Below are 14,923 nucleotides of genomic sequence, written 5' to 3' on the forward strand. Positions count from 1 at the left end.
ATAAAATGCATAGAGGTGCGCGGTTCGCGACGTGGCATACCGTTTATCGAGCACCCCCACCCCGCCGTAAGTCATTGATATGTTTTGAAAGTGGATTTGAACAAATACAGCAAAACGAGCACCCCTGTTTGAACGCTCGCATTTGGAAGGATGATCCGACTTGCCTTGGCAGATGGATTTCCCGACCTGCTGGGACGAGAGCGTGAGGGCACGTCCCGCGCCAAAGATATGGTTGTCGCCGTTCATAAAACGGGCGTCGCGCAGCCCCGGCTCAGCTCAAAGCCGACCATGAAGCCGGGAACGGCGGAAGACCGGTGCCAGTCGACGCATAGCGGCGGGACTACAAAGGCTCGCAAAAGTAACAAAAGAGCTCGCCTCATTCCACTGCGGTCGCTTTGATCACGCATACCAAGCATGGCTTCAGGCTAGGCCTAGAGCCCCATGAGGACTCGGATCGCAGCCTCAGAGGCAGGGCGACCAAAGAGCTTGAAGCGGGAGAGATGGGGCAATGTCAGAATGGGCACACCCCGTTGGGTTCGATACCGGCTGATCTCGATTTTGCCCCATCCCGCCGAAACTTCAGCCTCAAGTTTAGCACTCGTCCACGTAGTAACGCAGCGCGCGGCCTCATTAGAGCAACAAACGATCAGATCTAGATCCTGTCTGTTCAAAGGGGCGGCCCAGAACTCTTGACCAAGGGCAAGGGCGCGTCGGCGCTGAGAATTCGAGAGATCAGACCAGCTCGGTGTCCGAAATGGGCAGACGACACCTGTCATTACGTTCTGCGGTTTGAAGCCGAAAAAGGAGAAGCACCGCAATGCCTGGTCAGTAAGGGGAGAGCGTGTCGTGCTTTTTTCCATCTCATAAGAATTACCCCGAGAGTCAGCCACCTGCCGCGCAATGGTGCCTGATGGCGCACGGCCTGGATTCAGAGAAAGGAAGGCCATTTTCCCTTTTTCAAGCGTGGAAGCGGGACCATAAACAAAGCGGAAGCCGTCATCCAATCCGAGTTCGCGTTCGGTCTGCTCGAGACGGTCGTGCCAATCACTCAAAATCACGCCTGATCCCCTTTCAGTTCAGCTTCTTGGTAGCGCACACGCAATGCTGCATCGCCTTCAGCGCAGTCGCGGCGCCATTCGAGTTCAAAATCGTCGAGGCCGCGGGTGAAACGCAGGACCCAGTCGCTATATAGCGCGTCCATGCGCCCATCTCGGATTGCGGCCTCTACGCTGCGTGCAAAACTTTCCACGCGGATCCATCCCGTGGGCGTTCCTGGTGGCATGGGTAAAAGGTCGATGTCCTCCGGCGCCTGCGTAGACAATAGCCAAGCGGTAATGGTTGAGGGCGTCACCGGTTCTAACCGAATATTCGGCACTGTTGCCGAAGGCGGCTCGACGTCTGACGCTCCCGGCTGTGCCTTATACTGTGGTTCTGCGTCACAAGAGACCTTCCAGGTGCGCGCTTCCCACTCAATGCAGGGCATGGATGGGTAGCCGCTGACGAACTGGTATACATCATCCTGAAGTTCAGGCAGGCAGAACGAGCGTTCCAGAAACCTAAGATCGACGCTGGTGCTGCGCAGAAACAAAGGACCGACAGTCAACGGCCCCGTCGGGCCAAGCGCGACATGCAAATCCCAGTAAGCAGTCGCTTCACCTTCAAGCTCCTGCACGTTGCTATCTTCGTCGGTCAACCGAAATACACCGGTTAGCCGACCGAAGGCCAACCGTGCCACCTTGACGGAGGGCAGCGGTGGTGCCGCAACTTCCAACCACCAGCGAGACGCAACCGGCTCCTTTGCTCTGAAATACGCGCTGTCGTGCAACACGAGATCCGTTCTCGCATCCGCTCCTACTTTGGGATCCCATCCGATCTGCAGCTGCTCGGCGCGCTGGAAAAGGCGGGCAAGATCTAGGTTTCGCGCCATGGCTGCGGCGTGTTGGTGCAATTTCTGGGCCAGTTTCTGCGCGGCTTCTGGTTCATCCATCTTGGCGCCCCGGGGACCATCGGCGATGTTGAGCCTTGTTAACAAGTCAGACTGGGTATCCAGCACGTCTAGACCCGCAAGCGGTGCCAGATGCTCCACCAAAAGCAGGTAGGTGGCCGTTGTGCGCAAAGGTTCCGCGCGATGCGCATAACTTGCCGCAACATCCTTGGTGACTTCGGTGACCCCAGCCTTAAGCATCCAACGGTGTAGCCTGAAAGGCTCGCGAGACGATCGCTCTAGGCTGTCCGACATTCGCTCTCCTAGCATAGCGCAAAGGCTCGTCACGCTGGGACCATCTTCCTTCGCTCGTATCTTCGTGACCAAGGCGCTTATATAGGCTGCAGCTTCCAAACGAGCCCTTGGCGTCAGCCGTTTGGGTGCCCCGCCCGAGAGCAGCGTTTCGACACGAGCACGGACCTTGCGGCGCGCCTCGTTGTGATGATTTCTGGCTTCTTCGTTCATTGCAGCCCCCGCTCAGTTGCGGCCCCGACGCCAAGCTCTGCCGCGTCGGTTATTGTGAATGCGCGCAACGGTAACGATTGCGCCGTCTTCGGACAGGATTGCGCCCATGCGAGCCAGCCCGTCGCCGAGGTTGAGTTGCCTCGCTCGCGCCCTGCTTACCTGCATCATGATCGCGCGGTCGCCCGCCGGAACCTCGATATCCGCATAAAATATCAATGCCGCGAGGTCCTCTCGGCGAATGCCCCGTTGCTGGCAACGTAGAGTGGCATGCTTCGTGACATGCAGTTCTGATATCGTATCGCACATCGAACATCTCCCTCTGGATATCCTTAATCTGGCCGATCTGATTACTTCGAACTATGCCATAATCGAGATTTTTTGGTAATTATGATAACTAATTTTGGTATAGCATTTGGTATTTTCATGGAAGTGCGAACATGACCCTTCTTCTGGATTAGCAGAGCAGCCCAGGGCATGCTGAAGACGGTCGAAACCTTTTTGGGGTAAACTGTGCCATATCAGGAGCAACCAGCCTGCCCCACTTGCAGGGAAGGCGGGCTCACCGAACGCAGCGGCCGCTACGGTGTCTTTCTTGGCTGCGTGCGTTTTCCGGACTGCCGAGGCAAGGCGAAGATTCGAGCCCCTCGCGAGAGTAGACGCGACGGGCGACCCGCGCGCGAAGAGTAAGAAAGCACGTCGATCTTCGGGGGAGTGGGACAAACGCCTTGGTGCTCGTTCAACGACATGCCACACCCGAACTGCATATAATCGAGCACTTTAAGCGCCGGACCCGCAGGTGCTCATTCAACAGCACGGGGGTGCTCGGTTCGCGACATGCGATGTCGTTGAACGAGCACCTCTACCGCGTCGTAAGCCACTGAAATGTTTTGAAAGCGGGTTTGAACAAATACAGTAAAACGAGCACCCCCCGTTTGAAGGCTCGCATTTGGAAGGATAATCCGACGTGCCTTGGCACATCGATTTCCAGATTCCAGAATTCTCGTCTCAGGCGGCAGCGGCCTGCAGCGAATCCAAGCAAGAATATCGTCCCGGCGCAGGACGCCGATTGCGAGAGGGGAAGCGGCGAGCGCGCCGGTGACAAGCTGGCGGAGACCGGTCTGGTTGATCTAGATATGCTGGAATTCAGCACGTAGCGGTTACAGACCAACCCTCAGGGCGCCGAAACGCCGGAACAGGCCCGAGCGCCTCCCAGAGATGACGGAAATGCCCTCTTCCGGGCTCCATGCGCCTTATTGCTATAAGTTGTTGAATTTAATGCATTTGTTGCGCTCACAGCAAAACTTCCGGCCGCAGAGACAACAAAACGTTTGACTTCAATAGCTTAGATCCACGAACACAACGCGAAGGGATTAACCTGTCGCAGTTATGGCTGACGTGGTTCGAGGCCGAGGACCTGCGCCGTTACAGCTTCCGCAGCAGCGTGGGGTTCGAGACCCGGTCCGGCAAAAACTACCTCTACCGCCGCTTCGGCGGCACCGGGAAAAGCCTCGGGCCGCGAAGTGAGCACACGGAAGAGAAACTTGCGCGCTTCAAGGCCAGCCGTGAGGAGATCCGCCATTCGCTGATGGTCGCGTGGATGAACGAGATGCGCAGGAAAGCAGCCACTAGGACAATGCTCACCCGAGAGATAGCAAAGCTGTCGACGCTGTTTAGACAGCGCTGAAACGGAGCGCCTTGTCACCCTTCGCGGTTGGGGTTACCGCGAAGGGTTTCCGTTCGAAAGCTGACCTCAAATCGCAACGGAGACAACCACCCCAACACTCCGAGGACCCCATCAAATCGCAGGAATTCGGTGCAAGGTGCCTTGTTCATAGGCATAGGCGCATTGGATCAGGAGGTGCTCGCTCCACTGTTGGCCTAGGAAGATCAGCTCGAAAGGCGCACCCGAGGCGTAGTAGCCAGCCGGCACGGTGACGCCCGGAATGCCGGCGATGTTCAGCTCCCCGACTGTGGTCTCGAGGATCGCATCGCCCGAATGCAGGCCCGGCAATTCGCAGAGCATCTGCGGATAGACGAGCGCGTCAAGTTGATGGCGCGCGAAGACTTTCTCCATCAGCAGCAGATAGGTCCGCTTCAAGGCCGTGAACGCGGGCAGCGCGGGCGGCGTGGTCGGGGATTTCACCGCCTCGACGAAATCAGGCAGCTCGTTGAGGAAGCCGAGGATCGCACCTTTCGCGAGCACGTTTTCCTCCTTCGTGGCCTCGACGAACTCCTCCCAGGTCTTGATCGCCGCATTCGGGCCCAGCCGTTCGAGGTATTTCGTCATGTCATAGGGGATGGATTCCAGCCCGCGCCCGTCGAAGAAAGGCGTGCCCGGCGTGATCTCCCGGTAGCTTGCGAAATCGGTGCCCGCGAAAGGGTCCTCGACCAGAACCGCACCCAGTTCTTCAAGCTCGCTCTTCGCGCGCTCATACAGATCCGCCGTCTCGTGGGATAGTTCGTTCTTCCGCCAGCCCGGCCCGTAAAGCCCAAGCCGCTTGCCCTTCAGTCCGTCCTTCGACAGGCCCGAGGCGTAGCCGCCTTCGGGAATCTTGTCGACGGAGGCGAGCGTCTTGGGGTCTTCGGTGGTGAACCCCGCCAGCACATCGAGGCCAAGGGCCGCATCCATGACGGTGCGGGCAATCGGCCCGACCACGTCGCGATTGCCCGAGAGCGGCACCACACCGGCATTCGGCACAAGCCCGACCGTCGGCTTGATGCCCACCAGCCCTTGCGCCGAAGCCGGGTTCTGGATCGAACCGCCGGTTTCCTCGGCGAGCCCTATGACGCACATATGGGTGGCGACGGCGGCCGCCGTGCCCGCGCTCGATCCGCCCGGGGCGCGGGCCTCAATCGCGGGGTTGATCGTTGGACCGGCCCAGCTGTCATTCGCATGCGTTCCAGTCCAGCTGAGGATCGGCACGTTGGTCTTGCCGAGGATGACCGCATCGGCCTCACGCATCCGGGCGACCACGGGGCTGTCGCGTTCGGGCATCAGGTCAACGCCGCCCGTCCCGGAATAGAGCAGCCGCCAGCCCGCCGTGGTGGGGATGCCCGCCATGTCCATCGGATCCTTCACGACGATCGGCACCCCGGCCAGCGGCCCGAGCGCCTCGCTCGCAGCGCGCCGCCGGTCGATGTCGCGGGCGGTCTCGAGGGCGGCCTCATTCTCGAAGATGATCGCGTTGTATTTGCCATTCAGCGCCTTGACCTGAGCCATGCAGGCTTCGGTCAGCGCCTCTGCGGTGAACGTCCCCGAGGCCAGCCCCTCCTGAACGGCGGCGACGGTGAGCGTTCCGAGATCGGGCAAATCAGGTTTCGTTTGAGCGGACATGAGAGACTCCTTTTTCCGTTTGGCGGGCATAGTGCCGCCATCGCCCGAGCCGGAGCCGGGCGGGGTGGATCGAAAGTGACGAAGCTCGACACGTGGCGCGAACCGATGAGGCCGCAGGGGCGGTCGAAGCCGGGACGAAAAGGTCGCCCCCACCCAAGAAGCTGCCCTCCAAGGCAGAGGCGACAGGTTAAAGACCGCGCAACAAGGGATAGGGGCGCGGCCCTAATCTCATTCAGAGATGCCGACGATCGACTTCAGGACCGAGGCCCCGACCGTGTATTTCGGGTCGACCATGTTGCCGAGGCGCACGCGCCCGCATTGGGTGAGCAGCATATAGGCGTCGATCTCGTCGAAGCCGAAGTCGGCGGCCATCCAGCGGATCAGCTCGCGGTAAGCGCCGCGCGCGGCATCTTCCATCGGGCGTGCCGAGCCGACCGTCATGTAGAACTCTTCGTTCTCCAGACGCGGCGTGCGGATGGTCCAGTTCTTGATCAGGTCGATGCGCACGGTGGTCACCGTCGGGTGCTCGACCGCGACGCCGCAAAGCTCACCGTCGCCCTGGGCTGCGTGGCAATCCCCGAGGAACAGATAGCCGCCCTCGGTCTGCACGGGCAGATAGACGACCGCGCCCGGTGCGACATCGGGAAGGTCCATGTTGCCGCCATAATAATCCGGCACCAGCGAGGAGATCGCCTCGGCGATCGGAGCCGTGCCGATCGTGCCAATGAAGGGCTCGTAAGGCAGGCTGATCTTGTCGTTCCACTTCGTGCCCTCCTCGACGGTGATCTCAAGCTTGCGCACCACCTCCGGCAGCGGCGCGGTCAGGAGCGCGGTCTCGAAGGTGGGAACCAGACCGCCGAATTCGGGCATGATCACCGTGGTGCCCCGCGGCTGCGGCCCGCGCGGCACGATGCTTTCGATATAGACCGCGATCGTGTCGCCCTTCTCTGCGCCGTTGACGTAGATCGGGCCGTTTTGCGGGTTCAGGAACGGGAAGTTCAGGATCTCGGTCGGCTTGTCGGTCTCCGACTTGATCGCGCCTTCGAACGCGTCATGGGTCTCGGCGCTGACGACGGTGCCGGGATCGACGGTCAGGACCGGCTCGATGCCGGCGGTGTAGATGTAGGGATAGCTTCCCTGCTCTTCTTCGGTGATCGTGCGTTTCTCGAGGGTCTGACCTTTCGCCACGCCCTTGCGCGCCATGATGGATTCTTCGAACCAGCTCATAAGTTGCTCCTTTTAATTGAAAATTTCCTGATTTTTCCGGGGAGATCAGACCGACAGGTATCGTCGGATCGTGTCGCGGTCCTGCAGCACCTCGCGGTCGAGCTCGGCGACGATCCGGCCCTTGTCCATGACGTAGCAGCGCTGCGCCATCGCCCGGATCATGTCGACATTCTGCTCCACGAAGACGACGGTCACGCCGGTTTCGCGGTTCAACTCGACCATGATGCGCGCGATGTCCTGCACGATGTTCGGCTGGATCCCCTCGGACGGCTCGTCGAGCAGGATCATCGACGGATCGCCCATCAGCACGCGTCCAATGGCGAGCTGCTGCTGCTGGCCGCCCGACATCGTGCCCGCTCGCTGATCGGCGCGCTCCTTGAGGATCGGGAAATAGCGGAAGATCTCGTCGACCTTGCCCGGTGTGGATTTGCCCGCGATGCTTTCGCCGACGAGCAAGTTTTCCAACACGGTCATGCGCGGGAAGACATCGCGGCCCTGCGGCACATAGCCGATGCCTTTGCGCGCCCGTTTATGCGCCGAGAGCAGATCGATCGACGCGCCGTCAAGGTTGATCGACCCCTTGTCGGTCGACAACAGCCCGATCAGCGTCTTCATCAGGGTCGATTTGCCGACCCCGTTTCGCCCGATCACGGCGACGATCTCGCCCTCGCGGACTTGAAAATCGACGCCTTGGAGCACCGGCTTGCCGCCGTAGCCCGCATTGAGGTCGATCACGTCGAGAAGGACTTCCTTACGCATCGACTTCTCCCAGATAGATGGCGGCGACACGTTCATCGGCGACGATCTCGTCGATGGTGCCCTGCGCGAAAATCTTGCCGAAATGGAGCACGGTGACCTGGTGGGCGATCTGGCGCACGAAGGCCATGTCGTGCTCGACCGCCAGTAGGGTCATGCCTTCGCGGTTGAGCTCCTGAAGCATCTCACCGGTGGCGAAAGTCTCGTCGGGCGTCATCCCGGCGGTCGGCTCGTCCAGCAGCAGCAGGCGCGGTTTCAGCGCCACCGCCATGCCGATCTCGAGCCACTGTTTCTGACCGTGGCTGAGATTGCCCGCGAGCTGCTTGCGGTCCTGCGAGAGTTTGAGGAACTCCAGCAGTCGGTCGATCTCCTCTTGCAGGATCTCGGGCGCGACATGGTGCTGAAGCGCGATCGTCAGGTTCTGCTGGACGCTCAGTTCCTTGAAGATGCCGGGCACTTGAAACTTCACGCTGATCCCCTTGCGGATACGCTCGAACGGCTTCGCGCGGGTGATCTCCTCGCCGTCATAGAGGATCTCTCCGCTATCGGGCAGATGCTCGCCCAGGATCAGCTTGAAGAAGGTGCTCTTGCCCGCCCCGTTGGGGCCGATCAGGCAATGCATCTCTCCGGGCTGAAGCGCGAAATCGACATTGCCCGTGACGTGGAGCCCGCCGAAATGCTTGTTGAGCTGGCGTGTTTCGAGAATGGCCATCACCGCTCTCCTTCCAGTTTGGATTTCCGGCGCATGAAGGGCGAGAGCAGCGCGATCACGATGCCACGCGGGGCGATCAGGACAGTGATCACCAGTAGCGTCCCCATCACGATCAGCGCGTATTGGCTGCCGTAGATCGTGAGCGACTGGAACACCATGAGCACCGCAAGCGTGCCGATGACCGTGGTCGTGAGATCCGTGCGTCCGCCGACCGCGACCCAGACGATGGGCAGCGAAGCCGCCGTCATTCCCATCGACGCAGGCGTGATGTAGTTGCCCCAGGAGGTGTAGAGCACGCCCGACAGCCCGGCGAGCGCGGAGCCGATGACGAAGGTCGCAAGCTGATACTTGCGCACGTCATAGCCCAGCATCTCGGCCCGCATCGGGTTCTCGCGGATCGCCACGATGACATTACCGAAGCGCGAATTCACGAGGATGCGCAGGCCGAGATAGCAGACCAGCAGCAGCACCAGCGTGACGTAATAGAGGGTCACGTCGGGGTAGAGGACGATATTGCCGCCCGGCCACGGGATCGTCAGCGAGGGCATCGCCCCCATGCCGTTGAAGCCGTTCAGACGCGCCTTGCCGATCGCCCATTCGGGCCCCGCCGTCTGCGCCATGAAGCGCTCGAGCACCAGCGTCACCGACAGCGTCACGATGCCGAGGAACACGCCGCTGATGCGCCCGAAGAACAGAAAGTAGCCAAGGATCGCCGCGAAGAGCGCGCTCAGGCCAACCGCCAGCACCAGTGAGAGCAGCGTCAGACCGTAGGCGTCGCCCAGGTTGATCGTCAGGACCCCGTAGGCGTAGCCCGCGACCCCGAAGAAGGCGGTCTGGCCGAAGCTGAGCGCCCCGCCATAGCCCCAGATCAGGCTCAGCCCCATCGCCATGAAGAGCCAATTGAAGAAATAGACGTTATTGCCGACGTCGTAGCTGTCCGCAAAGGCCGGATAGGCGCAGGCGGCGAGCAGGACGACAGTGAAGCCCGACCAGAATTTCGGTCCCTTGCCGAGGGTTTGGGGCCCCTCGATGAGCTTCAGAATGGAAGTGAAACGGGATGCGCTGCTCACGTCAGGCCCTTTCTTTCAGGATCTTGCCGCTGATGCCGCGCGGCAGGATGCGGATCACGATGATGACGGCGATGAGCATACCGATCTGACCGGCAAGCTGGCCCTGCCAGGAGGTCAGCGATGCTTTGATGAAGCCAAGCACGACCGCGGCAGGCGCCGTTCCGAGGAAGATGTCTGCACCGCCCACGACGACGGTCACGAATGCCTCGACCATGAAGGCGGCCCCCATCGTCGGCACGAGCGTCATCGTCGGCGCGTAAAGCCCACCGGCAAGTCCCGCGAGCGCCGCGCCCAGACCGAAGGTCAGGCTGTAGATCAGGTTGGTGTTGACCCCGAGCGCCTCGGCCACATGCGGCACCTGGATCGTGGCGCGGGCAAGGATGCCAAAGCGCGTCTTGGTGAACATCAGCCACAAGGCGGCCAGCGTCGCGAGCGCCATCACCACGAGCACGATGCGGTAGATCGAATAGGAATAGTCGCCGACGGTGAAGCTGCCGAAGGGCGTGCCGCTGCCCGCCATCGTCGTGCCCAGCACGATCAGCGTCCCTTGGGTGACGATCATCGAGATCCCCCAGGTGGCCACGATCGTATCGAGGGGACGTTTATAGAGCGGTCGGATCACCACGACCTCGACGATCATTCCGGCGATACCGGCGGCCAGAGAGCCCAGCGCGATCGCGATCGGAAGGGGCACGCCCATATGGGTGGCGCTCGTCGAGACATAGGCGCCGCAGAGGATGAACTCGCCATGCGCGAGGTTGATCACGCCCATCATGCCGAAGATCACCGCGAGGCCGCAGGCGCTGAGCACGAGGAAGGCGAACGCGTCTCCGAACTGATAGAAGAAGCTGAAAAGAGAGTAGAGGAACTCCATAGACCGTCCCTTTCTTGGTGGCCGTCGTTCAGGGAAATCCGGGCAGGAAAATCCGGGAGGGGACGGATGCGGAGCCAAGGGGCCCCGCATCCGCGATGCGTCGGATTACTCCGTCGGCAGGTGCGACGGGGTGTACTGGTCGCTCGGATCGTTCTGGGTCAGATCGCAGCCGACATCGCCCAGCCAGTAGGGCTTGATGTCATCCCATTTCTTCGGGAACTCGATCGAGTGATCTTCGAGCACATGGGCCAGATAGATCGTGTGCGAGGTGTGCTGGCTCTTCGGATCGATGCACATCTCGCCCTCGGGCGCGTCGTAGCACAGGTTGCCATCGGCGAGCGTGGCACGAACGTCTTCCAGAGCGGTGGAGCCGCCGGCTTTCTCGACCATCTCCTTGTAGAGATAGACCGCCGCGTAGGAGTTCTCGGCTTCCTGGTTGATGTAGGGCTCGTCGGGGAACATCGCGTGGAACTTCTCGACGAAAGCCTTGCTTTCCGGCGTGTCGATTTCCTCGACATAGTTCACCGTCGCATACATGTCCTTCAGGCTCGGGGGCGTGAAGCGCTTATGCTCGTAGCCCTGACCCACGTTCACCGAGGACGCCATCGGCAGGTCGACATTCGCCGAACCGGCCTGCTCGTAATAGGACGACTGCGCCGTGCCCACGAGCAGCGTCACCACGAAGTCGGGCTTGGCCGCCTGAATGTTCTGGATGGTCTGCGAGAACTGCGACACGCCGAGCGGGATGAACTCTTCGCCCACCATCTCGCCGCCGTTGTCCTTGACGATGTTGCGCACCCATTCGGCCGAGATCTGACCGAAGTTGTAGTCGGCGGCGATGGTGTAGACGTTCTTGCCGTACTTCTCCATCATGTAGGGGATCAGCGTCGAGAACTGCTGCTCCGGCACCGCGCCGGTAACGATCATGTTCGCGTCGCAGACGCCGCCTTCATACTGGTTGTTGTAGAAGGCCAGCCCGTCGAACTGGTTGACGATCGGGCGATAGGCTTCACGCGAGGCCGAGGAGAAGCCCGCGAAGACCACGTCCACCTTGTCGCGCTGCAGCACGCGGCGCATGAATTCCTGATAGCGCGTGTTGTCCGACTGGGTGTCGTAGGTCACTAGCTCGATCGGACGACCGGCGATCCCGCCCGCGTCGTTGATTTCCTTGGTGGCCAGCTGGATGCCATGCACCTTGCCGATGGTCGCGAGGGCGAAATCCCCCGACTGGTCTTCGAGCACGCCGATCTTGATCGGCTCGGCGTCCTGAGCCATCACGGGCCCTGCAAAAGACAATAGGGTAGCGAGCACCGAAGCGGTGCTGATCAGTTTCCTGGTCATTTTCAACTCCTTGTTGAGGTTTTTCCGGGTGCCTTGCTGGGCTAGCGCGCCTGACACCTCTTTTTCGTTTCACCGCGATTGAGATCGCTGTCCGGGTTTGCCAGCATCAGGGCCTCGCAGTGGTCCTCGACGCTGACGCGCGCGCGCATGCTCTCCTTTCTCAGAAGGTCATATGCGGCATCTTCGTTAAGCCCGCGCTGGCGCATGAGCGCAGCGACAGCCTTGATGACGTAAATCCGTTTGCGGCGGCGCTCGCCCATATCGTCGAGGCTCGCCTTGAGGCCGTCGATTTGCTCGAACGCGTTCACGCCCAGATAGAGAGCGGAATAGACGGCGCCGCTGTGGATCGGTTTTTGCAGGAAGGACGCGGCCCCAAGCTGGAGCATCGCCTTGAGACGGCTCGGCGCTTCCGTTCCGACCAGCCCGACCGTCGGACACGGCGCATGCTGGGGCGACAGGTTGTAGCTGTCGGGCCAAGCCTGCGGCAGGTTCAGGTCGCCGTCGATGATGACGAGGTCGGACTCCGGGCTCAGGTCTTCGGGCAGTTCGAAAACCTGGCGGGGCGAGACGGGACGGGTATCCGGCTCCAGCCCCAGCCGACGCAATGTCGTTTCGAGAATGCCCAGCGAGCGGCCCTCGGTGGTGAAGATGACGGCCCTCCGGCCGCGGAAGTTTTGCGCGATCCGGGGTGTCTTCATTGAACCACCCTCACGTTCCTGCGCCGCTCCGCCGGCTCGAAAGTCGTCGTCGAGGACACGAGATACGGGTCGGCCGCGATGGGTTCGGGCGCTTCGAGCAGGATGTCGAACTCGAAATCCGCGCGCGACAGCCCGATGCGGGGCGTGAGCGAGGCGTGGTAGGTTTCGGGGTCGATCGTGACTCGGCCTTGCGGCGCGTCGAAAACCTGACCTGCAGCCGCTTCGAGAACCGCCCCCACCGACGCGGTGCCCGCATCGGCGATGGATTTTGCGAGCATATGTATGGCGACATAAGCGGCTTCGGCTTCGGCGGAGACGACAGGCCCGTCGGGGAAGGCTTTGCCATAGGCCTCGACGAAGCGCTTGTTCCGCTCGCCCGCAAGGGACGAGAAATAGACGCTGGAGCTGATCTGCCCATCGGCCCCGACCGGCCCGATTGCGCGAAGTTCGGGCTCCGACAGGTTACAGCTTGCAATGGGGAAGCGCGTCGTCTGCTCGATCCCGCGCGCCTCGCAGGTCTCGCGGAAGGCACGGAAGAACGCGTAAGAGGACTCGCCGATCAGCGCGTTGAACACGAAATCAGGCTTGGTCTCGAGGATCTCCTCGATGATGGCGGCCATATCGGTCTCGCCGACCGGCAGATACCGCTCCGCCACCACTTCGCCGAGGCGCCGCTGCAGCTCTTCGCGCATCACCCGGTTGCTTTCCCAGCCCCAGATATAGTTCGAGCCGATGCAATAGGCGCGGCGACCGAAGCGGGCGCAGAGGAAATCGATGAGCGGCGACATGTGATGGTTCGGCGCAGCGCCCGTATAGATGACATTGGTCGAGCTCTCGAACCCTTCGTAATGCGTCGGATACCACAGCAGCGCGTCATGCTTTTCGAAGAGCGGGATCACTTCCTTGCGGCTCGACGAGGTGTAGCAGCCGCAGATATGGCGGATGCCGCGATCGAACATGCTCTGAACCGCCGGCGCGTATTTGTGCAGGTCACTCTCGGGGTCGATATGGATGGGATGGAACGTGACTGCCGCGCTCGGGTCCGCATTGATCTCGTCACAGGCAAGCTGCGCGCCGTTGAGCTGCGTGTGCGCGACTCTACCGTATGCGCCGGTGGTCGAGAAAAGCAGGCCGATCTGTAGGTCGAGACGTGTCATTTTCGATCTTCCAACGACAAAAACCCCCAGAAGCAGAAACTGCTTTGGAGGCGAAAATGCCGACATATCTAAGGATTCAACGCGCCGTAGCGAGCACATTTGCTCTGCGCTTACCTTACGCTAGGATTCGGTCTCAAATCTGTCAACAGGCTTCTAAATTCGCTGTGAACGGCCTGCACCTAAGCGGCGGCCTGCTCATTGTTTAAGCTCTCACGAATGCCGATTGTCCGCAATTTGGGCGTATTCCAGATGCAACGAATGGACTCGCGTTATCTCCACTTGGCTCATGGGCATCAGGCCCTGCGTCACCAAAAGGTTTGCTCCCAATCGAAAGCACCTCACGAAAGCCTGATACAGGCCTCAGAGAAGCTCATTTAGGTCTGAGCGTAGCTAAAGAGCACCACCTGACCCGTCTTCTCGTTCTTCTCCGAAGCCCCGCCGGATCTTCAGAACTCCTTCGTGAGGGAGATGAGGATCTCTCCTGAGAAGGTTCACGAGGTCGCCACGCCCTTGCAGAGCTCCTGCCCCTTCCCCTTGGCGCTTGCTCAGTAAGCGTTTGGATGAACACAGCGTCGCAGAGGGACGTGCTCATGCGCCTTGCAACAGGCCGTCGAGGTAGATCCGGATCGCGAGGATCTGCGGCAGGCCACCCTCAATGGCTGTCTCGACCGGACGGCGCCCACCAAACAAGTGACCCGTATTCGGCTGCGTGAACCAGCTTCTCGCGAGCGGCTCTGAAAAAATAGAGCTCGAGCGCCTCATAGATGCCAACTGCTGCGCTCAGGCGCAGGAGCTGGTTCCGCGTCAGCTCGCCCGCGAAATCACGCGCCTTCGCACGCGTCCACTCGCTCTCGGCCATATCCGCGAGGCTGGCGGCCTCTTTCTCGCTGAGACCCCAGAACGCGACGATGCGCGTATAGGCTTGGAGCGCAACGGCGGCCATCCGGGCCGGATCTTTGGCTTTGCCGTTCATCTGCATTTCGGGCTCGCTTAGTCACTAGGAGGAGCATAGGGCACCGCGCCAACGTCCCAAAGCATCTATTTGAGAGCTTCTCCCGGGATATGCGATGCGGGTTGCAGGGGTGCCCCTTGGTGGGCCGAGAGTATCTTGCGGAAAGCAACCAGGATCACCCCATCCCCGGCCCGTCAAACTTAACATCGCGCGACTGCTGCAGGCCGCCGATCCCAGCCCCCGGCTTGCACGATGAGGTCGAGACAAGCTTGGCTTGTTTATCTGCCCGTGACCTCGTCTCCATGAACCCGCTCGTCGCCCGCAAGAGCCCCTTACGCAACTCCTCCGGGAGC

At 61.0% G+C, this 14,923-nt stretch carries 14 protein-coding genes and 1 pseudogene; 2 read left to right on the forward strand and 13 right to left on the reverse strand.

The window, feature by feature from the left end; translation table 11 throughout:
* Positions 1–431: 431 nt before the first annotated feature.
* The 3 genes from B6V75_RS18445 to B6V75_RS08295 are packed head-to-tail and all read right to left on the reverse strand — an operon-like array spanning position 432 to position 2,755.
* Positions 432–1,058 carry a hypothetical protein gene (locus tag B6V75_RS18445; RefSeq protein WP_146735116.1) on the reverse strand — a complete coding sequence of 209 codons (627 nt, stop codon included), beginning with the start codon at positions 1,056–1,058 and terminating at the stop codon, positions 432–434.
* The gene (locus B6V75_RS08290) at positions 1,055–2,449 is read right to left on the reverse strand and encodes a hypothetical protein (protein WP_146735117.1); all 1,395 of its coding nucleotides are present in this window, start codon (positions 2,447–2,449) and stop codon (positions 1,055–1,057) included. Before B6V75_RS08290 ends, B6V75_RS18445 begins: the two co-directional genes overlap by 4 nt.
* A gap of 12 nt (positions 2,450–2,461) precedes the next feature.
* Positions 2,462–2,755, reverse strand: coding sequence for a hypothetical protein (locus B6V75_RS08295; RefSeq protein WP_088719313.1), 294 nt, complete (start codon positions 2,753–2,755; stop codon positions 2,462–2,464).
* Positions 2,756–2,959: 204 nt separating this feature from the next.
* Between B6V75_RS08295 and B6V75_RS08300 the strand changes: the two genes are divergently transcribed.
* Together B6V75_RS08300 and B6V75_RS08305 are read left to right on the forward strand one after the other, a co-directional pair.
* Positions 2,960–3,136, forward strand: coding sequence for a topoisomerase DNA-binding C4 zinc finger domain-containing protein (locus B6V75_RS08300; protein ID WP_088719314.1), 177 nt, complete (start codon positions 2,960–2,962; stop codon positions 3,134–3,136).
* 754 nt (positions 3,137–3,890) lie between these two features.
* On the forward strand, positions 3,891–4,133 hold the full coding sequence (locus B6V75_RS08305) for a hypothetical protein (RefSeq protein ID WP_088719315.1): 243 nt from the start codon (positions 3,891–3,893) through the stop codon (positions 4,131–4,133).
* Between the two features lie 111 nt (positions 4,134–4,244).
* Here the strand turns inward: B6V75_RS08305 and B6V75_RS08310 are convergent, their stop codons facing one another.
* From B6V75_RS08310 to B6V75_RS08355, 10 genes and pseudogenes are all read right to left on the reverse strand, one after another.
* Positions 4,245–5,783: an amidase gene (locus B6V75_RS08310; protein ID WP_088719316.1), complete on the reverse strand. Its 1,539-nt coding sequence runs from the start codon at positions 5,781–5,783 to the stop codon at positions 4,245–4,247.
* Positions 5,784–6,011: 228 nt separating this feature from the next.
* Positions 6,012–7,010: an acetamidase/formamidase family protein gene (locus B6V75_RS08315; RefSeq protein WP_088719317.1), complete on the reverse strand. Its 999-nt coding sequence runs from the start codon at positions 7,008–7,010 to the stop codon at positions 6,012–6,014.
* Positions 7,011–7,055: 45 nt separating this feature from the next.
* Positions 7,056–7,769 carry an ABC transporter ATP-binding protein gene (locus B6V75_RS08320; RefSeq protein ID WP_088719318.1) on the reverse strand — a complete coding sequence of 238 codons (714 nt, stop codon included), beginning with the start codon at positions 7,767–7,769 and terminating at the stop codon, positions 7,056–7,058.
* A complete protein-coding gene (locus tag B6V75_RS08325) occupies positions 7,762–8,478 on the reverse strand; it encodes an ABC transporter ATP-binding protein (RefSeq protein ID WP_038079765.1) in 717 nt (238 codons plus the stop codon). The genes B6V75_RS08320 and B6V75_RS08325 overlap by 8 nt, the downstream gene beginning before the upstream one ends.
* On the reverse strand, positions 8,478–9,548 hold the full coding sequence (locus B6V75_RS08330; protein ID WP_088719319.1) for an ABC transporter permease: 1,071 nt from the start codon (positions 9,546–9,548) through the stop codon (positions 8,478–8,480). The genes B6V75_RS08325 and B6V75_RS08330 overlap by 1 nt, the downstream gene beginning before the upstream one ends.
* A gap of 1 nt (position 9,549) precedes the next feature.
* Positions 9,550–10,422 carry a branched-chain amino acid ABC transporter permease gene (locus tag B6V75_RS08335; protein WP_078520226.1) on the reverse strand — a complete coding sequence of 291 codons (873 nt, stop codon included), beginning with the start codon at positions 10,420–10,422 and terminating at the stop codon, positions 9,550–9,552.
* Positions 10,423–10,527: 105 nt separating this feature from the next.
* Positions 10,528–11,763: an urea ABC transporter substrate-binding protein gene (locus B6V75_RS08340; RefSeq protein ID WP_078520575.1), complete on the reverse strand. Its 1,236-nt coding sequence runs from the start codon at positions 11,761–11,763 to the stop codon at positions 10,528–10,530.
* A 41-nt stretch (positions 11,764–11,804) separates the two neighbouring features.
* Positions 11,805–12,461, reverse strand: coding sequence for an ANTAR domain-containing protein (locus tag B6V75_RS08345; protein ID WP_088719320.1), 657 nt, complete (start codon positions 12,459–12,461; stop codon positions 11,805–11,807).
* Positions 12,458–13,618, reverse strand: a complete 1,161-nt coding sequence (locus B6V75_RS08350) for a transporter substrate-binding domain-containing protein (RefSeq protein ID WP_088719321.1) — start codon at positions 13,616–13,618, stop codon at positions 12,458–12,460. The genes B6V75_RS08345 and B6V75_RS08350 overlap by 4 nt, the downstream gene beginning before the upstream one ends.
* 588 nt (positions 13,619–14,206) lie before the next feature.
* Positions 14,207–14,597: pseudogene (locus B6V75_RS08355) on the reverse strand (antitoxin Xre-like helix-turn-helix domain-containing protein).
* Between the last annotated feature and the right edge of the window lie 326 nt (positions 14,598–14,923).

It is taken from the genome of Thioclava sp. F1Mire-8, from assembly GCF_002213165.1.
GTDB classification, from domain to species: Bacteria; Pseudomonadota; Alphaproteobacteria; order Rhodobacterales; family Rhodobacteraceae; genus Thioclava; species Thioclava nitratireducens.